16 protein-coding genes are annotated in these 19,637 nt (G+C 50.9%); 13 read left to right on the top strand and 3 right to left on the bottom strand.

Annotation, left to right across the window (positions count from 1 at the left end):
- Nucleotides 1-61: 61 nt before the first annotated feature.
- Nucleotides 62-1,240 (top strand): 2-methylaconitate cis-trans isomerase PrpF, encoded by a 1,179-nt coding sequence (prpF, locus tag KO508_RS14740; protein ID WP_216009065.1) that lies wholly within the window; start codon nucleotides 62-64, stop codon nucleotides 1,238-1,240.
- 72 nt (nucleotides 1,241-1,312) lie between these two features.
- On the opposite strand, the gene KO508_RS14735 is transcribed toward prpF, so the two are convergent.
- Complete coding sequence (locus tag KO508_RS14735; RefSeq protein WP_216009064.1) at nucleotides 1,313-2,080, bottom strand: PEP-CTERM sorting domain-containing protein; 768 nt, start codon at nucleotides 2,078-2,080, stop codon at nucleotides 1,313-1,315.
- Between the two features lie 284 nt (nucleotides 2,081-2,364).
- On the opposite strand from KO508_RS14735, the gene prpD reads away from it, so the two are divergent.
- Nucleotides 2,365-3,849 carry a 2-methylcitrate dehydratase gene (gene prpD / locus KO508_RS14730; RefSeq protein WP_216009063.1) on the top strand — a complete coding sequence of 495 codons (1,485 nt, stop codon included), beginning with the start codon at nucleotides 2,365-2,367 and terminating at the stop codon, nucleotides 3,847-3,849.
- Between the two features lie 16 nt (nucleotides 3,850-3,865).
- Here prpD and KO508_RS14725 read toward each other — a convergent pair whose 3' ends face one another.
- On the bottom strand, nucleotides 3,866-4,903 hold the full coding sequence (locus tag KO508_RS14725; RefSeq protein WP_216009062.1) for an ExeA family protein: 1,038 nt from the start codon (nucleotides 4,901-4,903) through the stop codon (nucleotides 3,866-3,868).
- Nucleotides 4,904-4,945: 42 nt separating this feature from the next.
- Nucleotides 4,946-5,854: an XrtA system polysaccharide deacetylase gene (locus KO508_RS14720; protein WP_252738150.1), complete on the bottom strand. Its 909-nt coding sequence runs from the start codon at nucleotides 5,852-5,854 to the stop codon at nucleotides 4,946-4,948.
- A gap of 280 nt (nucleotides 5,855-6,134) precedes the next feature.
- Between KO508_RS14720 and KO508_RS14715 the strand changes: the two genes are divergently transcribed.
- Genes KO508_RS14715 through KO508_RS14665 form a run of 11 tightly spaced genes read left to right on the top strand, consistent with a single transcriptional unit; the run spans nucleotide 6,135 to nucleotide 19,634 of the window.
- Entirely contained in the window at nucleotides 6,135-7,541 is a 1,407-nt protein-coding gene (locus KO508_RS14715) for a TIGR03013 family XrtA/PEP-CTERM system glycosyltransferase (protein WP_216009061.1), read from the top strand.
- A gap of 47 nt (nucleotides 7,542-7,588) precedes the next feature.
- Nucleotides 7,589-8,227, top strand: a complete 639-nt coding sequence (locus KO508_RS14710) for an XrtA/PEP-CTERM system exopolysaccharide export protein (RefSeq protein ID WP_216009060.1) — start codon at nucleotides 7,589-7,591, stop codon at nucleotides 8,225-8,227.
- Complete coding sequence (locus tag KO508_RS14705; RefSeq protein WP_216009059.1) at nucleotides 8,227-9,810, top strand: XrtA system polysaccharide chain length determinant; 1,584 nt, start codon at nucleotides 8,227-8,229, stop codon at nucleotides 9,808-9,810. Before KO508_RS14710 ends, KO508_RS14705 begins: the two co-directional genes overlap by 1 nt.
- The gene (locus KO508_RS14700) at nucleotides 9,810-10,685 is read left to right on the top strand and encodes a polysaccharide biosynthesis protein (RefSeq protein ID WP_216009058.1); all 876 of its coding nucleotides are present in this window, start codon (nucleotides 9,810-9,812) and stop codon (nucleotides 10,683-10,685) included. The genes KO508_RS14705 and KO508_RS14700 overlap by 1 nt, the downstream gene beginning before the upstream one ends.
- A gap of 4 nt (nucleotides 10,686-10,689) precedes the next feature.
- Nucleotides 10,690-12,039 carry a hypothetical protein gene (locus KO508_RS14695; protein WP_216009057.1) on the top strand — a complete coding sequence of 450 codons (1,350 nt, stop codon included), beginning with the start codon at nucleotides 10,690-10,692 and terminating at the stop codon, nucleotides 12,037-12,039.
- A 16-nt stretch (nucleotides 12,040-12,055) separates the two neighbouring features.
- Nucleotides 12,056-13,051 carry a polysaccharide deacetylase family protein gene (locus tag KO508_RS14690; protein WP_216009056.1) on the top strand — a complete coding sequence of 332 codons (996 nt, stop codon included), beginning with the start codon at nucleotides 12,056-12,058 and terminating at the stop codon, nucleotides 13,049-13,051.
- The gene (locus tag KO508_RS14685) at nucleotides 13,048-14,874 is read left to right on the top strand and encodes a carbamoyltransferase family protein (RefSeq protein WP_216009055.1); all 1,827 of its coding nucleotides are present in this window, start codon (nucleotides 13,048-13,050) and stop codon (nucleotides 14,872-14,874) included. Before KO508_RS14690 ends, KO508_RS14685 begins: the two co-directional genes overlap by 4 nt.
- Nucleotides 14,875-14,895: 21 nt before the next feature.
- Nucleotides 14,896-16,023 carry a GNAT family N-acetyltransferase gene (locus tag KO508_RS14680; RefSeq protein ID WP_252738149.1) on the top strand — a complete coding sequence of 376 codons (1,128 nt, stop codon included), beginning with the start codon at nucleotides 14,896-14,898 and terminating at the stop codon, nucleotides 16,021-16,023.
- Nucleotides 16,013-17,128, top strand: a complete 1,116-nt coding sequence (locus KO508_RS14675) for a FemAB family XrtA/PEP-CTERM system-associated protein (RefSeq protein WP_216009776.1) — start codon at nucleotides 16,013-16,015, stop codon at nucleotides 17,126-17,128. The genes KO508_RS14680 and KO508_RS14675 overlap by 11 nt, the downstream gene beginning before the upstream one ends.
- The gene (locus KO508_RS14670; protein ID WP_216009054.1) at nucleotides 17,125-18,294 is read left to right on the top strand and encodes a glycosyltransferase family 2 protein; all 1,170 of its coding nucleotides are present in this window, start codon (nucleotides 17,125-17,127) and stop codon (nucleotides 18,292-18,294) included. Before KO508_RS14675 ends, KO508_RS14670 begins: the two co-directional genes overlap by 4 nt.
- The gene (locus tag KO508_RS14665; RefSeq protein ID WP_216009053.1) at nucleotides 18,294-19,634 is read left to right on the top strand and encodes an O-antigen ligase family protein; all 1,341 of its coding nucleotides are present in this window, start codon (nucleotides 18,294-18,296) and stop codon (nucleotides 19,632-19,634) included. Before KO508_RS14670 ends, KO508_RS14665 begins: the two co-directional genes overlap by 1 nt.
- The last annotated feature ends 3 nt before the right edge of the window (nucleotides 19,635-19,637 follow it).

Raw genomic sequence — 19,637 nt, 5'->3', positions numbered from 1 at the left:
CTGGCTTGCTGGAAACGCAAAGCCAGGGCGCCGGCTTCAATATCATAATGAGAGCAACGAAATGACTCACGCTCCACAAATCAGAATCCCCGCCACCTACATGCGTGGCGGCACCAGCAAAGGCGTATTTTTCCGCCTTGAAGATCTTCCTGAAAGGGCCCGCACCCCGGGTCCCGCTCGGGACAACATGTTGCTGCGGGTTATCGGCAGCCCGGATCCCTACCAGAAGCAGACCGACGGTATGGGCGGCGCTACATCCAGCACCAGCAAAACTGTCATTCTGTGCAAAAGTACCCAGCCGGATCACGATGTGGATTACCTGTTTGGTCAGGTGAGCATCGATAAGCCTTTTGTGGACTGGAGCGGCAATTGCGGCAACCTGACCGCGGCCGTCGGGGCCTTTGCCATCAACAGCGGTTTCGTGGCCAAAGATCGCATCCCGGAAAACGGTACAGCGATTGTGCGCATATGGCAGGCCAATATCCGTAAAACGATCATTGCCAATGTGCCGATCACCAATGGTGAGGTTCAGGAAACCGGCGATTTTGAACTGGATGGCGTCACCTTTCCCGCCGCCGAGGTTCAGGTAGAGTTTATGGACCCCGCCGACGGCGAGGGCTCCATGTTCCCGACTGGCAATCTGGTTGATGAACTGGAAGTGCCAGGTGTTGGCGCTCTGAAAGCCACTATGATCAATGCCGGCATTCCGACAGTGTTTATCAATGCGGATGAAGTTGGTTATAAGGGCAGGGAGCTGCAGGATGACATCAACAGCGACCCCAAAGCCCTGGCGATGTTTGAAACCATCCGTGCCCATGGCGCCCTGAAAATGGGGCTGATTCAGAACATTGAAGAAGCTGCCTCCCGCCAGCACACGCCAAAAGTGGCTTTCGTGGCTCCACCGAAGGATTACACTTCATCCAGTGGCAAGAATATCGCCGCCGGTGATATTGATGTGCTGGTACGTGCGCTGTCCATGGGCAAGCTGCACCACGCCATGATGGGTACAGCAGCTGTAGCTATAGCAACCGCAGCGGCCATTCCGGGCACGCTGGTGAACCTGGCTGCAGGCGGTGGTGATCGTACTTCAGTCACGTTTGGTCATCCTTCAGGCACCCTGCAGGTAGGCGCAGAAGCTAAGGAAGTGAACGGTCAGTGGACGGCAACCAAGGCTATTATGAGCCGAAGCGCCCGAATACTGATGGAAGGCTGGGTAAGGGTTCCCGAAGATAGCTTCTAACAAAAAAGCCACTTGGTCTTTCGACCAAGTGGCTTTTATTTTTCAGGGCGCTAATGCCTTACATCGCGGCTTTTATGCGCGCTTTGAAGAGAATCGACGCTTTGCTCCGAAGCCGAGCAGTCCCATCGCTAACAACGCTAGGGTTGAGGGCTCTGGAACCGGTGTTGGGTCTGGGGTGATCTGCCCAGCGTCACCGATGACCATGTCGTCGAATGCAAATAGGTCGCCTCCGCCTGCGTTGTTAAACGCAATACTGGTATAGGTGTTCTCAAGGTCGTAAAAACCGAAGAACAGAGTTGCATTATCACTATTCCCAATGTTCAGGGAGTGAGGAACGGTCAGTTGTGACGTCTCTCCAGCGAAATTGGTCAGGCTCAGTACCATCTGATCGGTTACGAAGTCGCCGATATCAATGCCGTTGAATCCGAAAGCGCTGATGGGGTCCGCAAAGTTGATAGTGAAGGAGCCTGTTTCGACTTCCCAAAAGTTGACCCCCGAGGTAGCGAAACGCCCTGGGTTGCTAGAGGTTCCGGAATCAACCTGGCCAGTGCCCGTAAGAGTGGCGCCTAGAGTTCCTCCGGTGCCGGGAAAGCTCAGGCTTAGTGGGGAAATATCGCCGGATGTGAAAGACTCGAAATCTTCATTTCCCACACCGGAAAGGTTCGAAAGAAAATCGCTCCGTGCTTGTGAAGAATTTGCGCCCAGCGCATTGCCAGCTGTTGTGGGATCTTCCCCAAAGAAAGTTACTGGCACGGCCATAACATTGGCAGCACCACCCATCAGAACAAGCGCCATTGAAGCGCCTGCTATGCGTCCACCGAATCTAGATTTCCTGTTCATTTGTCTCGTCCTTCCTAGCGTTATATTTTTGCCCGGTTTTTTTAGGTGGGCTTTATATAGGCCTCAAGCCTGTGTTTCATCAAGCAATGATGAGGCCAATATAAAAAAAGCCCGCAATATTAGTGGGTTGATATTTTCTTTGTCGGAATCGCGTGGATAAATGTAAATTTTTCCGACATTTTGGATGTCCATAAGATCGGCCAAGCCGCATAGTGCAAAATGAATTCTCAGCCGACTGCAGGTAAACTAAGCCGTACAAGGAATTCAAAAAGGAGAATGGCGTTATGTCAGCCACATTCGATCTTAACGAACGCCCTGATTACGACGAAGTCCTTCAGAAAATCTCCGATTACGTTCTCACCTACAAAGTAAAAAGCAAAGAAGCCTGGAACACGGCCCGCCTTTGTTTAATGGACACGCTAGGATGCGGGCTGCTGGCTTTACGCTTTCCCGAGTGCACGAAACACTTGGGCCCTATAGTGGAAGGCACAGTTGTTCCCCATGGCGCACGAGTCCCGGGTACGTCATTTCGGCTAGATCCAGTAAAGGCTGCCTGGGATATTGGTTGTATTGTGCGTTGGCTGGATTACAACGATACTTGGCTGGCAGCCGAATGGGGCCACCCTTCGGATAGCTTGGGCGGCATTCTGGCCGTAGCTGATCACCTGTCCCAAAAGCGTGTAGCAAAGGGAAAGGCACCGGTCACCATGCGTGACGTTCTGGAAGCCATGATTATGGCCCACGAAATTCAGGGAATCTTGGCACTGGAAAACTCGTTCAACCGGGTAGGGCTGGACCACGTGATTTTGGTCAAGGTGGCTTCAACAGCGGTTACCGCCAAACTTATGGGTGCTAATCGCGAACAAATGCTTTCGGCCCTTTCCCATGCTTGGATAGATGGTCAGGCTCTGCGAACCTACCGCCACGCCCCTAACGCCGGTTCCCGTAAATCTTGGGCTGCGGGTGATGCCACATCCCGGGCTGTTCGCCTTGCGGACATTGCCATGCGAGGCGAGATGGGTATTCCCAGTGCATTAACGGCCCCTCAGTGGGGTTTCTACGATGTTCTATTCAGTAAAACCAACAAAGATCAGGCTTTGAAGCCGGAAGGCAAGCGGGAGTTTTCTTTGCCGCAAGAGTTTGGCTCCTATGTGATGGAAAATATATTGTTCAAGGTATCCTTTCCTGCAGAGTTTCACGCTCAAACGGCGGCAGAGGCAGCGGTAATACTCCATTCACAAGTGAAAGACCGGCTCGGAGAGATTGATCGAATCGTTATAACAACCCACGAATCGGCTATTCGTATAATCTCCAAAGTTGGCAAACTTGCGAACGCAGCAGATAGGGATCACTGCCTACAATATATGACAGCTGTACCGCTTATCTTTGGTGATTTGGTGGCTGAGCACTACGAAGATAGCTTCCACGAAGCCCATCCCATCATCGATGAGCTCAGAGACAAGATGGAAGTTATTGAAGATGAGCAATACACCCGTGAATACCTAGAGGCAGACAAACGCTCAATTGCAAACGCTATTCAGGTGTTCTTCAAGGACGGCTCAAGCACCGACCGGATTACAGTCGAATACCCCATTGGCCATCGCCGCCGTAGGGAAGAGAGCATTCCTTTGCTTGCAGATAAGTTCCGATCCAATCTGGCAACCCGCTTTCCGGCCCAAAGGTGCGAACACATTTTTGAAGCCTGCGCAGACCAGAAAAGTCTGGAACAGACCGCTGTTCATGAGTTTGTAGATAAGCTCGTGATCTAAGTAATTAAAATCGATGCTATTTTCGGTTCGGCGACAACGGCTTTACATTGTCAGGCACGCCAACACTTTCTTTGCGAGGCACGTGTTCGTCGGGAAAGATCGTGGCGAGCCGGTCGTCGATACGCTCTAGCGCTTGGGCCATACGCACTAGGGCACTGGAAACAGCTGCCGAATCAGCAGAATGTCCGGCTGATTCGGCAACCGAGTGCTCGCGCTTTTCCAATGTGGCCGACTGGGGTGTGTTTTCTGGCAGCTCTTCGCCCAATAAATCCTTACGGATGGATTTCAGGTCGTGGGGGTCGATAAACGGCCGGTCCTCCGAATAAGCGCACATCATCATGCCGTCACACAGTTTGTTGATCAGCCTTGGAATGCCCTTGCTCAACTTGTGAATCTCGCGAACCGTGTCGCTATCAAACAGCTTATTGCCACCGTGACCAGAAACCAGCAGTCGGTAATCAATATATTCTGCAGTTTCTTTTAGCGTGAGCCCTTCCAAATGGAAGAAAAGTTTCACCCGTTGCGCGAGCTGAGGAATGTCCAAAACTGCCTGTTTCAGCTCTGGCTGGCCAAGCAGAATTACCCGCATAGCAGGTCCGCCCATGCTTTCCATACCGGCCAGCATGCGAATGTCTTCCAGATTCTCTCGGGTGAGGTTCTGTGCTTCATCAATGGTTAGCACGACCGGTGTCCCAGCCTTCGCCATTTGTTCCAGATAATCGGATATCTGGAAAAGCATGGCTACTTTGCTATCGTCTTCAACCTTCATGCCGGCTTTGCGAAGAATTAGGCCGAATAGGTCTTTGGATTCTAGATTGGTATAGGAGATGTTAAGTAACTTGAGGTTACCCTCAAGGTTACGAACGGTCTTCTTAAGCAAGGTGGTTTTGCCGGAACCGATTTCACCGCTGATAACCACAAACCCTTCGGAGCTCCAGATCGCCGACGACATGTACACAAAAGCCCGGGAATGCTGCTGGCTCATGTAAATAAAATCGTCTTCCGGTGTAATGCGGAAGGGGTGTCTATGGAGACCGAAAAATTCCAAATACATATTCAGTTCCTGTTCAGTTCCTGTTCAGTTCTTTGCCCTGAATCAGGCGAGGCGGATCAATTGATCGCTGCGCAGCAGGGTTTTGTCTGGTTCATAAGCATTATAGCTTTCGCTGACGGTTCCAAACCTGAAATCACCGAGCAGGCGTTCGAGGCGACCGTAACACTGGTCCAGATTAGTGTAATGTCGAAAACGCGAAAACCAACTTGCGTTATCGTAACGTGGCTGTTCCGGGTCTATTTCCCAGGGGTGCAAATAGAACATTTGTGGCCGGGCGCCAAAGCCTGTTGCATTTCGGAACAGGTATCGAAATACCGGGTAAGGGAATTGGCGAAAATAACCACCACCAGCTGCTGGTATTGAAAGCCCCATGATATGGGCAGTGGTTAGTGGAAACTCACGAATAATCGCGCCGCTGGCAGTTTCAATGGAATAGGGTGCAGATGGGGAGTCGGGAATGCCGTAATTATCGTGCCGAATCGGGAAAATGCTCGAATCCCACGTAAAGCCAGCCTCGCTAAGAATATCCAGTGCCCAGAGAGAGTCACGAGTAATGGAATAGCTGGCTGCGCGATAGCCTTCAATGGCTTCACCTGTAATGTCTTCAAGTAGGGCTTTGGAGCGAAGGGTTTCTTCCCGGAAAACACCTTGGGTCTGCTTGTAAATAAGCTGATGACTGTACCCGTGGGACGCAATTTCGTGACCATGATCGGCTAATTTTCGGATCAAGGCTGGAAATCTCTCGGCGACCCATCCAAGCACAAAAAAAGTCGCTTTCACATGATGCTTGTCAAACAGCTCAAGCAGGCGCTCAGTGTTCTGTTCCACACGGGAGGGTAGGGAGTCCCATTGATCTGGCCGGATTACGCCGGAAAGAGCAGCAACGTGGAAGTAATCTTCTACGTCTATGCTCATGGCATGCAAGGGTTGGGGTCTGTCCTGACTTGGCATGGGCGCTCCTTCCCAGTGAAACCGATGGCACGATTTTCACCTACTGACAGTGCAAATACAATTCTCCGTTCAGTTAATTCCTAGTAGCGATGAAAAACAATGTAAAACTATGTTACCAAAAGATACAATAAGTTGAGATTGGATACTGGCCATAGCAAAATAGGTCATTATACAAAATGAATTGGCGGTAAGGGGCGCTCTCCGTAAGCAGAGCGTGGCTGTTGGAGAATTTGATGTTTGTCTGACGCAGGTTGTTGTGCAGACGACAAGGAAGTTCAGCGTGTCGTATATTCGTTTCAGGAAACACTATCTTCATATCCCCTATCTGGTGCTCGCTGCACTGGAGTTCACTGTTTTGTATGCTATTTTTTCCTCGTTGGCGCTGTTACTCGCGGTCGCCGGTGTCGGCTATCCATCTGTTGATACAAACATTTTCTCAGCGAGCCTGTTCGCGTTAATCCTGAGTTGCGGAACACTTGCCATGGGTGGCTACCTCTCCATGGTTTATGAAAGCACGTCGGCGCTGTTTTTCCGAACCTTGGTTGCCTACTGTTTTGTGGGCGGTATCGGGCTGAAATTACTCTATTTGATCCTGCCGTCGGCAAACCCAGGCAGTACCAATTTATTCTGGGCGGTTACGTTTGCTTCTCTGGTCGTGATTGTTCTTCGGTTGATATTCCTGCGGATTGTGGACTCGGAGCAGCTTGTCCGCCGGGTAGTGATTTTCGGTGCGGGCAGTTTTGCTGCGAATTTGCTGGATGAGTATGAAAGTAATATGCGTGCTCTCGGGGTGCGGATCATCGGTTGTATCTCGGATAATGCGACAGGCGCCGTCAAAGCAGACCTGATGCTGCCTACGCCCGAAGATCTTTATCAATTTTGCCGGAAGAATAGGGTTTCGGAAATCGTTGTTGCCCAACAAGAACGTCGTCGTAGCGAGGGTGGGTGGCTGCCCGTACCAGAGTTAATGGAGTGCAAGTTGCGTGGAATCGCCATTACTAACGGTGTCGATTTCTACGAACGGGAGTTAAAAAAAGCCAAGTTGGATATGGTGCACCCTTCGTGGATTGTGTTTTCAGAAGGCTTCAAAGCTTCAAAATCTAGGGCGTTTGCTAAGCGGTCGCTGGATTTGCTGATTAGCCTTACGCTTCTCGCAGTCATGTTGCCATTCATCATTCTCACAGCGCTTGCTGTCTTCTTGGAAACTGGGCGGCCCATTTTATATAGCCAAAATCGCGTGGGCATGTTGGGCAAAGAGTTTCGCATCTATAAATTCCGCAGCATGCGGCAGGATGCAGAGAAAGACGGACAAGCACGCTGGGCCTCCGCAAATGACAACCGGGTTACCAGAGTCGGTGCCTTTATACGCAACACACGCTTAGATGAATTGCCGCAGATCTACAACGTGATCAGAGGCGAAATGAGCATTGTTGGCCCTCGCCCGGAAAGGCCAGAATTTGTCACAGAGCTAAAAGAAAAAATTCCGTTTTATGATACGCGGCATTATGTAAAGCCTGGGCTTATGGGTTGGGCACAACTTAAATACCCCTATGGTGCATCGGTTGAAGACGCCAGAGGGAAGCTGGAGTACGATCTTTATTACTCCAAAAATCACAGCCTTTTGATGGATTTTCTAATCATGATTCAAACCGTGGAAGTGATCCTCCTAGGCAAAGGCGTTCGGTAAATATACCGAAACACAGAGATAGAACAAAAAGGGGTTGGAAGGCGTTTATGACAACTATCACGTACGTTCGGACTGGATTGATTGCGATATTGAGTTTGTTCATTGCCGCTTGCTCTGGCCTTCCTTCCTCCGCTGAAATGCCGCCAGCATCCGAGTTGCAGGCGGAGCCATACATGATTGGCGTAGGGGATACCGTCTCCGTTCATGTATGGCGCAATCCAGAGTTGGGCCAATCCATCGTGGTTCGGCCTGATGGTTACATCTCCATGCCCCTCATGGGTGATGTAAAAGCCGAAGGTAAAAAGCCGGAACAGCTAGCTGAGGAAATCAGCGCCACCTTGGGTGAGTTCATCCGCACGCCGGAGGTGACTGTTATGGTTACCAACCCGCTCAGTAAAGAATTCCGTAATCGCGTTAGGATTACTGGCCAGGTTGGTTCTCCGCAGTCAGTTGCATTTCAACCTGGTATGACCGTTCTCGATGTTGTGCTCATGGCAGGTGGTGTTACTGACTTCGCCGCAGACAGCCGCGCCGTTCTTCACCGCCAGATTAACGGTGAGTATCAGAGTTTTGCGCTAGATCTGGAAGCCATCCTTACCGACGGTGACATGCGCACGAACCATGGCCTGCAGCCGGGCGATGTGATCAGTGTGCCCCGTAAACAACTGCTTCGAGGCGAACTCTAATGGACATACAGTTCATTCTCGATACCCTTCGTGCGGTCAAGCTTGAGCTGTATCGGCATCGATTGGCGGCGGTTATCATATTTATGACCGTAACAGCGGGGGTGTTGGCGTTGGGCTACGCAACACCAAAAAGTTACACCTCTCAGGCGGTTTTATACGCCGACCAGTCCAATATTCTCCAGCCATTGCTTCGGGGGCAGGCTGAGGTTACTCAACTGGATCGAATCAACGAAGCTCGGGAGATGATGCAAAGTCGCTCTTTTTTGGAGCAGATCGCTCTGGATACAGGGTTGATTGAGGGCGGCGAAACGGATGCTGTCCGAAACGGAAAAATCAGCAGCCTGCGCAAGCAGGTAGGCATTCGGGTATCAAACCGAAATTTCCTTGAGCTGAGCTACACCAGCAGAAGCCCTGACGAATCGTTCCAGGTTCTCAGCGCCGTGTTAAATCGCTTTGTTGAGCGCACTGTTCGTAAAAAACGTTCCGAGAGCCAAGGTGCGTTCGAGTTTATCGACTCTCAAGTTAAAACCTACCAACGCCAACTCGAAGAAGCGGAACAGCGGTTGAAAGAGTTCAAATCCGCTAATCAGGACGGTACTGAGGGCAGCGTGCAAGGCAGGATCGAGGCCCTTCGCCGAGATATTGAAAACCTAAAACTGGAAATTCAACAAACCGAATCGGAAGTTCTGCTTACGAGGCGCCAGCTTGAGAACGAGCAACCGGTGCGTCGTATCACCGTAGATCCCGGCAAGTCTGCCGCAGAGCGCCGGCTCGTAGCCATGCGCCAAGAGCTCGACTCGTTGTTGCTGCGCTATCACGAGCGCCACCCGGATGTAGTGAGCGTTCAAGACCAGATCACCGATTTGGAACAAAGAGTTTCCAAGCAATCGGATGCTGATCGAGACGGCGGTATTACCGAGGTGATGGAGAACCCGGTTTATGAAAACCTAAAAATTCAGCTGTCAGACAGCACTACCCGGTTAACCGTTCAGAAAAACCGACTAGCGTCTCTTGAACGACTACTTGAGGAATCTTTCGAACGTTCCCAAAGAGTCGCAGAAAATCAGGCCCAACTCTCAGAGCTTACCCGAGACTACGATGTTACCCGTGGTGTATACGAAGACATGCTGCAGCGCCGAGAGAAAGCCCGGCTATCTATGACACTAGATGTGCAGGGAGAGGGGGTAAGTTACAAAATTCAGGAGCCGGCGTCTTATCCCACCCGTTGGGATGGCCTTCAGCTCTATCAAGTAGGCCTAGCTGGCCCGTTCTTGGGAAGTGCTCTGGTGCTGGGCCTGCTGGTTATGCTGGTGATGTTTGATCAACGGGTTCGCTCACCCCGTGCACTCCAGCTTGCACTGCCGGAGTCTATCCCTGTTCTAACAAGCATCCCCCATTACCGCAGCACTTGGAAAGACCGCCTGCTGCGCAAAGACGTACTATTAATTTTGGTGGTGCTAGCCGTCTTCATGGCGGCGTATCTTGCTGTTCTCGTTTTCAGTGTGATGGGCATTACCCCGGAACAATTGATCAACAAGGTCGGCGAGCTAACCGGGCTAAGCACTGGTGAAGGGAGCAATTGATGGACGACAACAAACTCTACAATGCGCTTCTTAAAAGCCAGAGTGAACGCCGCCAAGTTGAAAGTGATCGTGGAGAAGCGAAAGCAGAAGACAATTTTCGCAAAGAGCGGCCCTATGCAGGCTCTGATCGCGATAAACCCAACTGGACTCGAGTTGAAACCAATGACAACGAGCGCCCGCCCACGGTTTATGACTCATCAGTATCCCTTTCTCTCATTGGCAACCCAAAGCCGTGGAGCCGCGAACAGTTACGTGAGCGCAAGATAATTTATTCGGGAATGGCCGATAAAGAAGTGATGGATGCCTACCGGGAGTTGCGGATTCAGCTACGTAACCGTGCTGGCGAAGGCAACTTTATTGTAATGTTCAGCAGTTTGGGAAAAGGTCACGGCGGCCTGTTAACAGCCTATAACTTGGCAGCGGCTTTTGCTTTGGATTCTCACACTTCTGCATTGCTTGTCGACTGTGATCCTTACGGTAACGAGTTGAGCAGCCTTGTTTCAAGCCCTATGACATCAGGGGTTACAGACTTTGTTGCAGACCGTTCGCTCAAAATTCAGTCTATTCTTTACCCCAGTGGCGTTGAGCGTCTTACCGTTATTCCTGCAGGCACTCAAGCCTCCTCAGCGGTTGAACTGTTCTCCGCCGTGCGCATGCGGGAACTGATTACCGAACTGAAAGCCCGCTACCCGGATCGTTGCATAGTTCTTAACGCCCCGCCTTTTCAGGAAAACACCGAAGCGAGGATTTTGGAACGCTTTGCTGACCAGATTGTTTTCGGTGTTCCATTTGGAGAAGTCACCGCTGAAGTCATTGAGGATTCAGTGGACGCACTTGGATCTGATAAATTCTCCGGCCTGATCTTTCAGGAGTAGCCAAATGAAGCGCCGGGCATGGATTGCAAGCACATATCCTCTTACCCGTTGTCTGGTGGGCTTATGCTGCGTCGCTTGGCCGTATATAGGAATGGCTCAGAGCCTGAGTGACGATATTACAACAATCTCCGGTTCCGGATCTGTGTTTACAGGGGTTACTCACACCCGTACCGACAGAGGCACTTATACTGACACCAATACGGAGCCAGTGGCCGGTGTATCCGGAAATATAGGTGGCACTCTCGAAAAAGGCGCCAATGCTCTGGCGCTGAGGTACGGTGGCACTATAGAAACCCGCCGGGAAACGGCAGATGGCGGCCAGACAGACAGCAGCACTCTAACCGGAGCTTCTCGCTACACCCATGCAGACCCGGGCAGTCGGTTCGATTTTAATTTGGGTCACACTGTCACCTCTGTGCGCAACAACACTGGCTTTGTGACAAATCCGTCCAGTTACGACACGCAAAACACAGTGACTGGAGGAGCTGGGTTGAAATTCTATCCCGGTGACCTTTCAATGCTGCGTTTTTTTGGCCAGGCTGGTAGGAGCTTCGGTGAAGACGAGCTTGGCGATCAAGAGTCATTCACTGCCGGTAGTGAGCTGTCACGCAGGTTGAATGAGCGCTCCTCGGTAAGCTTAAATACTAACCGAAGCTGGTCCGAGCAACAGGGAACCGAAACAACCATAGACTCCGCGCAGTTGGTCTACAGCTTACAGTTGGAACATGGCAGCTTCAGCATCGGGGCTGGTGGTAGCAAGGCCGATACCGAATACACTGGCGGCGCTAAAGACGAGCACGATGCTGTAACCGGTTTTTTAGAGCGCTCGTGGGTCAGCGCGGATTGGCGGACGGCTGTAAAGTACGACCGCAGAATGTATGACAGCGCTATCGACCTTTCCCGGGAAGTACCGCCGATATTTGATCTCCTGCCAGATACCGTGCGACTGCAAGACCTCGTTGTCAGCGATTCATTGCTGATTAGCCATAACAACCAACGGCTATGCGATGTATGCACCCTAGGCGTTTATGCACAAGGCTCCATTTTGGAATCACAGCTCTCTGGAGCGATTACCCATGAGTACCGCGGAGGAGTCAACCTTGGATTTCAGCTGAACGCGCTTCAAAGATTATCCTTTGGATACAGCTGGCAAGGCGATGCAAACGAAGATGCCAATATTATTGTTGATGAGATTCACCGGCTAACCACAAGCTGGACCCGGCAATTAGCCGAAAATACAACCTTTGGTGTTGAATTCAATCAATCGTATCTGCGCTCGCGTTTGGCTAGAGACGATCAAGACCAATTTGAGTTACGCCTTGTGCTGAGTCGCGGTTTTGCACTGAGTAGATAGCGTTAGGAATGGAATCATGTTTGAACAAAAGAAGGACATACTGCTCCCTCCGGAGACGCCGCCACAGCTAGTCGTGGTGATTGATACCGAAGAAGAGTTTGATTGGAGTGCCGAGCCAGATGCCAAGGCAAACCAAGTTTCGGCCATGGAGCACATTGATCGCGCTCAGAACATCTTCAATGAATACGGCATCTGCCCGTGTTATGTGATTGATTATCCGGTAGCTAGCCAGCCTCAAGGGTATGGGTTACTGAAGCAGTTTGCAGAAAAAGGCCAATGCGAAATTGGAGCGCATCTTCATCCCTGGGTGAACCCACCTCAGGAAGAAACCCTTTCGCGCTCAAATATGTATCCTGGGAACCTACCGGAAGGTTTGGAGCGGGAAAAGCTCCGGGTATTGCGCGACACCATTGAGCAAAACTTTGGTCAGGCGCCAGTTGCCTATAAAGCCGGGCGTTATGGTTTTGGCCCGAACACCACCGGTATTCTTCAAGAGCTGGGGTTTAATATTGATTTGTCGGTTTGCCCACCTTTAGATTCGCGCGCTGACGGTGGACCAGATTACCGAAGATTTGATGCACACCCATTTTGGTTTGGCGGGTCAGACAAACCCATTCTGGAGATTCCTTGTACAGGCGGGTTTGTCGGCTGGGCGCGGCCCATTGCAGTGCCATTGTATGAAGCTGCACAGAGGCTAAAACAGTTTAAAGCACCGGGTATTTTGGCCCGTGCTGGAGCGGTAGACAGGCTGATGCTGTCTCCTGAAGGTTTCACACCAGCGGAGCACATCAAGCTCACCCGAGCGCTCTACAATCAGGGCGTGCGCACCTTCACTTGGAGCTTCCATAGCCCCAGCGTTGTGCCGGGAAACACAAGTTACGTACAGAACGAAGCTCAGCTGAAGGCATTTTTGGACAGTTTTCGTCAGTTTTTCGAATTCTTTTTCAATGAATTAGGCGGTCAGGCGTCATCGCCTATCCGCATTCGCAAGTATATGGAGAGTAAGGCATGAAGGTGCTAGGGATATCCCCGCTAGATAAAGACTCAACGGTTTCCATTGTTGAGGACGGCAACATTCTCTTTGCCGCCGGTGAAGAACGCTTTTCCAGAGTTAAGCAGCAATCAGGCTTTCCGCGCCTAGCGCTAGAAAAAGCACTCGCCTACACCGGTCTCTCCATGAGCGATATTGATCTGGTGTGCTACCCATTTCTTACATGGGAGAACGAACAGAAACTGTTCACAAAAAATCTGGAAGATGAGAAAACCTTCATCAAAGCTTTCCAGCCTAAGGATTTGGGCCCCCAGATTAAGGAAGCTCAGGGCAGGGTGCCTGATCGGAATCAGCCAATTCATGGCCTTGAGCATCCGAATGCCATGATGGAAAAAGGGTTTCTGCACAATTCTTACTACAACATGGCAGGGGTGCAGAAGCTGGCATCTAACAACGCGGCTCTGAAATCCTCTCGGCATTGGGGTGAGAGTGCTTCAGAATCTTTTAAACAATGGGAAGGTGACCTGACTCAAGGCTTGAGTGAGATGGGGTGGACTGGCCCCGTCAAACGCATGGATCATCACCTATCCCACGCTGCAAACAGCTTTCTGTGCAGCGGTTTTGAAAGGGCACTCTGTGTAACTCTGGACGGCTATGGCTCCGGGCTTGCTGGTTCAGTGAGTGAAGGGCGTGATGGCAAAATCCACCGCCTGCACGGGCTGCCTTATCCGAACTCCCTCGGCACGCTATACGAGCATGTGACCTCCAGCCTAGGGTTTAAGCCCAGTCGCCACGAAGGCAAAATCGTAGGTTTGGCCTCTTATGGCGACCCTGAAATCTTGGGAGAAATTCTACTTTCTCGCATCGAACAATCGCCAGGCGATTTCCGCATCTACGAAGCAAATAACGTATTTTTCTCACGTTATTTGGCCTCAAAGTTCCCGAAAATCGACGTGGCTGCGGCTTATCAGTATGTGCTTGAAAAAGTGGCAACAAACTACATCCGCTACTGGGTAGAGAAAACGGGGATCGATACCATCGTACTTTCCGGTGGCGTAACCGCAAATGTAAAGCTAAACCAACGTATTTTCGAGATCGAAGGCGTTAACAACATCTTTGTCTACCCGAATATGGGCGATGGCGGCTGCGGAACGGGCGCTGCGCTATATCACAGCTGGCCAGGCGGGGTTAAACCCTCCATTACCAACAGCTACATGGGGCCTGACTATTCCGAGGCGGAAATAGAAAAGGCACTGAAAGCTGAAAACCTTCAATACCGTCGCCCAGAAAATCTTGCAGCCGATGTTGCAGGGCTGATTCACAGCGGTGAGGTTGTCGCACGCTTTGACGGACGCATGGAGTATGGCCCCAGAGCGCTTGGTAACCGCTCCATTCTTTATCACGCCCGCGAGCCAGAAGTGAACCAGTGGCTGAACAAACGCCTCGGCCGTACCGAATTTATGCCATTTGCCCCGGTTACCCTCTACGAAGCAAGGGAGAAGTGCTATCACAACATCAAAGGTGCAGAGCACGCAGCCGAGTTCATGACGGTTACCTTTGACTGCACCGACTTCATGAGAGAAAGCTGCCCTGCAGCGGTGCATGTGGATGGTACAGCCAGACCACAGCTCATAAAGCGCGAGGCCAACCCCGGCTACTACGACATATTAAGCGAGTATGAAAAGCTGAGCGGCATTCCAAGCCTGATCAACACCAGTTTCAATATGCACGAAGAGCCCATTGTTAACTCCCCCGAGGATGCGGTAAGGGCCTTCATTCAGGGCGCTCTGGACTATCTAGCGATAGGCCCGTTCTTGGTAAAGCACCCGAACCCGGGACAGTGAACTGGTAGCGGATGTAACGCCATGACAGCAGCCATGCTGACCGTAACAAAAGAGCCAGCCGCAGCGTGTGCAACTTTGCAGAACGACTGGCTGGATTTGGAAGCCCGTGCACAACCCACGGTGTTTCTATCCTGGCAATGGCTCGGGCATTGGCTGCGTGTGTACAAGCCAGATGCGCTGGTAATTCGAGTTACGGAAGGAGAGCGTTTGGTAGGTTTAGGTTTGGTGGTGGAAACCGATGAACGCCGCCATGGCGTTCTAAAATCCCGTTGCCTGCGCCTACATCAAACCGGCCACAAACTGCTGGACCAAATCTGGATAGAGTACAACGGGTTTCTGGCGGAGCGCGGCAAAGAAGACGCCGTCGCCGAAGCGTGCCTAGAGCACCTGTGCCGCAATATGCAGGGCTGGGACGAGTTTATTCTAGGGGCCATCGATGCAGAGGAAGCGGATAGTTATGCGAAAATTACCGGCCTATATAAGCATCTGCGTTGGGAAGCACCCTGCTTTGGCGTTGACCTTGATAGCCTGCGCAGAAACGGAGAACAGTATCTCGACACGCTTTCACGCAATACTCGCTACCAAATTAACCGCGCGCACCGACTTTACAGCGAACGTGGCGAAGTAACGTTGGTTCGTCCTGATTCTGCCGCCGAGGCGCTAGAGGTGTTTGAGCGCATCGGGCCAAGGCATCTAGAACGATGGGGCAACGGGCTTGACCAGAGTGGCTTCGCAAATCCGGATTTCGTTCGCTTTCATCGAGAACTAATACGTGAGCAGTGGGCGGAAGGGGGCGTTGACTTGATTTCAGTAATGGCTGGCGACGAAGAAATCGCCTGTTTTTATAATCTGCTGCACAATCAGGTAGTGTATTTTTATCTGGGCGGTATGGCTGTTGATACGGATAACCGCCTCAAGCCGGGCTTGTTAGGCCACAGCTTGTGTATTGAAGACTATCGCCACCATGGCTTTCACTATTACGACTTCATGGGTGGGGATGAGCGTTATAAATCCAATCTCGGCCACTTCCATCGTAATCTGGTCCAGATCGCTTTGCAGCGCCCTCGCTTTAAACTGAAGCTTGAAGATGTAGCCAGGCGAGCACGAAAGCGTTGGCTTGGAGAGGCAAGTGCCAGCAATGAACGCTGAATTTCACACACGGGCCTCACGATTAAGCACGTTTCCGGCAGACGAATATAACCGGTATGTAGCTGGGCACCCTAAAGCAACACCGTATCACAATAGAGCTTGGCTGCAGGCAACAGAAAGTGCCTATGGCCATACAGGCTGGCTGGTTAGCGTTCATCAAAACGACACGCTGTGTGGTGTATTGCCTCTGGTAGAAGTGAAATCACCCATCGGCGTAAGCAGTCTGGCTTCTCTACCATTCTGTGATCTCGGTGGTGTGCTAGCGAACAATGCAGAAACACGAGAACTGCTTATTACCGAGGCTCTAACGCTGGCGCAAGCGCACAACATCAAAACTCTGGGAATTCGGGAGGGCGGGCCAGCACTGAGTACCGAAAAAGACGCGACAGCCGAACAGAATAAGCAGAGCCTTGAAGCGCTGCCCGCCAACACCAAGGTACGAATGCTCTGCAACTTACCTGAAAACAGCGAAGCTCTGTTCAAAAGCTACAAGCCCAAGTTGCGCAGCCAGATTCGCAAAGCTGAGAAAAACGGGCTGAGAGCGGAGTTACGCACAGAAGCAGACGCGGTACCCCTGTTTTATGAGGTGTTTGCCCAGAACATGCACAGACTTGGATCTCCCGTGCACAGCCTACAGTGGTTTCAGGATTTGAAAGCCGCTTACGGCGAACACATGCTCATTGGCCTCGTATTCCAAAACGACAAGCCCGTGGGTGCGGGGATTGTGCTTTTAGGTGGCAAAGAAGCTTGTATTCCTTGGGCGTCTACGCTGGAAGAGTTCAACAAGCTTGCGCCCAACATGCTTCTGTATTGGACCTTATTGAGCCACGTGTGTGATCTGGGTTTCACCCGGTTCGACTTTGGCCGCTCCACATTGAATGAAGGTACCTACCGCTTCAAAAAACAGTGGGGCGCTCAGCCCTATGAGCTGGCTTGGACAGATTACCGCAAGGGTGCACAAACTCCGCCCAGCGCAGATTCCGCTGGAGCGGGAATATCTTTGGTATCCCGGCTAAGGCCCTTTATCGAAAGCATCTGGCGACAACTGCCACTACCGTTTGCCAATTGGCTAGGCCCAAAATTGAGACGATACATCACCTTATGACGTTTGTACTGCTGTTCACACTGCTTTGCCTTGCTGTACCCGTGTATGTGTATTTTGGGTACCCGGCCATCTTGTGGGTGCTTACTCGGGGCCTGCCGGACATTACCCACCGCCGGGGCGAGCAAAAGCCTTCTGTGGCTTTGATTATCTCCTGCTACAACGAAGAAGGTGTAATCCGGCAGAAGCTAGAAAATGCTTTGGAACTGGATTACCCACCAGAACTGCTCCGGATCATAGTGGTTTCGGATGGCTCGGATGATGGCACCGACGAAGCCGTAAAAGAGTTTGAAAACGGGCGCATTGTACTGGTCCGACAGGAAGGTAGGTTGGGTAAAACCATGGGCATCAATTTGGCCATGGAACAGGTTGATGCCGATATCACCGTGTTCAGTGACGCCAACGCCATGTATGCCCGCGATGCGATTAGTAAACTGGCGCGCAATTTTGCTGATCTGGACGTGGGTTATGCCGTAGGAGCTGCCCTCTATACCGATGGCGATCAGGGCGCTAGCGCACGGAATGAAAACCTCTACTGGCGTTACGAGTTGGCTATCAAGGGCATGGAGTCCCGCCTGCATTCCGTAGTGGGCGGCGACGGCGCTATTTACGCTATTCGCACCGAACTATGGGAACCGCTGCAGCAGCAGGACATCAACGACTTTGTAAACCCCTTGCAAATCATCGCTAAAGGCTACCGAGGCGTGTTCGATGCCGATGCAAAGTGCTTTGAAGAAACCGCTGGCGATTTCGACCGTGAAGTAGCCCGCAAAGAACGCATCGTAAACCGCAGCATCCGTGGCCTAATGCGGGTAGGGCAGGTAATGAACCCCGCGAAATCGGGAGTCTTTGCGTTTGAGGTTATCTCCCACAAACTGCTTCGCTGGCTTATTCCGTTATTCCTACTTACAGGTGTTGCAGGCAGTGTGATCCTAGCTTTTGCGGGCATCGGTCTGTTCCAACTGATTAGCGCAGGGGCGATGTTGATGCTGGTGCTGACGCTAGTTGGGCATCTGTCGAAAAATCGTAACCAGTTACCGGTCTGGGTTGCTACTCCCTATTATTTTGTAATGGTGAACGGCTATGCGGTTCGGGGCATTGTTAAGGCGCTGCAGGGGCAGACTCAAGTGACTTGGAGTAGTGCGCGACCGGGGCAGGAGCAGCGCTAATGTCTAAGTTTGCGCTGCTTTTTTTAGTTGTTTTTTTCGGTTGTATAGTTGCTGCGCTTTTTTATACTGGCGCAGCTGCCTTCATTCTATATCAAGTTGTTTACTTTCTTAACCCAGACGATCGTTGGTGGTCTGCGAATATACCTGGGTTGCGATATTCATTTATCGCATCAATTTTAATGGTTTTCGTTCTTTTATTGAAGTACAAGAGTCTCAGTAAAATAAGCCCTTGGAAGCAGCAGCCAGTATTTATTTATTTGATTGTTTTAGTTTTATTTTTCTATGTCGCAAAATTTTGGGCTTTAGCGCCAAGTGTTCACGATAAATTCACATTCATATATCTTAAGTTGGTTGTAATAGTTCTTGTTGCATACAAGCTTCTCAACAGTGAGGTGGCGCTCAAGGTTTCTTTATGGGCATATCTGCTCGGATGTGCTTATATCGGACAACTTGCGACGTCTATAGGTCGTAATTCGGGAGATAGGCTTGAGGGTGTAGCTTTGCCTGACGGTAGTGACAGTAATGGAGTGTCTGCCGCTCTCGTACCAGCAGGTGCTATGTTGCTTTATTATGCTTGGATGGGTAACAAGAAAATACGATTTTTATGCTTTGTTTGTGGTGCCTTCGTTGCGAATGCCCTAGTTCTATTCAACAGTCGCGGTGCCTTTCTTGGGACAATTGCAAGTTCCGGAATGTTTCTTCTTTATATGATGTTTTCCAAGTATCGTCAGAAAGGTCAGCGGGGTCTCGCTGTACTTATAGTGATGATCGGGCTAGGCGGCGGCTTGTATGTAACAGACGATTTATTCTGGCAGAGGATGTCCTCCCTTCAGAGCTCCGATAGTGGCGAGAGGGGATCACACAGAGTTCTATTTTGGATGACGACGTTTGAAATGATGGAGGACTACCCATTAGGCATGGGTGTATATGGGTATAACCTTCTGTCTCCATCTTATTTGACGGAAACAGAGAGAGAGGGAGTCCCTTTCAAAACAGTCCATTCGATTTGGTTTCAAGCGCTTTCGGAGATTGGTTGGCATGGCCTGATCGTGTTTTTGGTGATGCTGGGCAGCCTGTATAGAATGTCTCAGAAAGCAAAACGCTTCGTTTTAAGTAGAAAGGACTATGAAAAATACTTTCATATTTTAGCGCTGGAGTGTTCGATTTTGGGCTACCTCGTAACGAGCACTTTTATTAATCAATTTAGAGCAGAAATTCTCTATTGGACGATCCTGTTCCTCGCAGTTGCTATTAAGGTTTACTACCTGCACCCGTTATCAACGATAGTGCCGACTCGAAATGCAAGTACCCATAAGCAGGAAAGAGCTGAAAGGACTTAATCA

Origin of the sequence: Marinobacter salexigens, from assembly GCF_018860765.1 — a bacterium.
GTDB lineage: Bacteria > Pseudomonadota > Gammaproteobacteria > Pseudomonadales > Oleiphilaceae > Marinobacter > Marinobacter salexigens_A.
The sequence above is the reverse complement of the archived record's forward strand: the minus strand, read 5'-3'. Positions and strand labels throughout refer to the sequence as shown.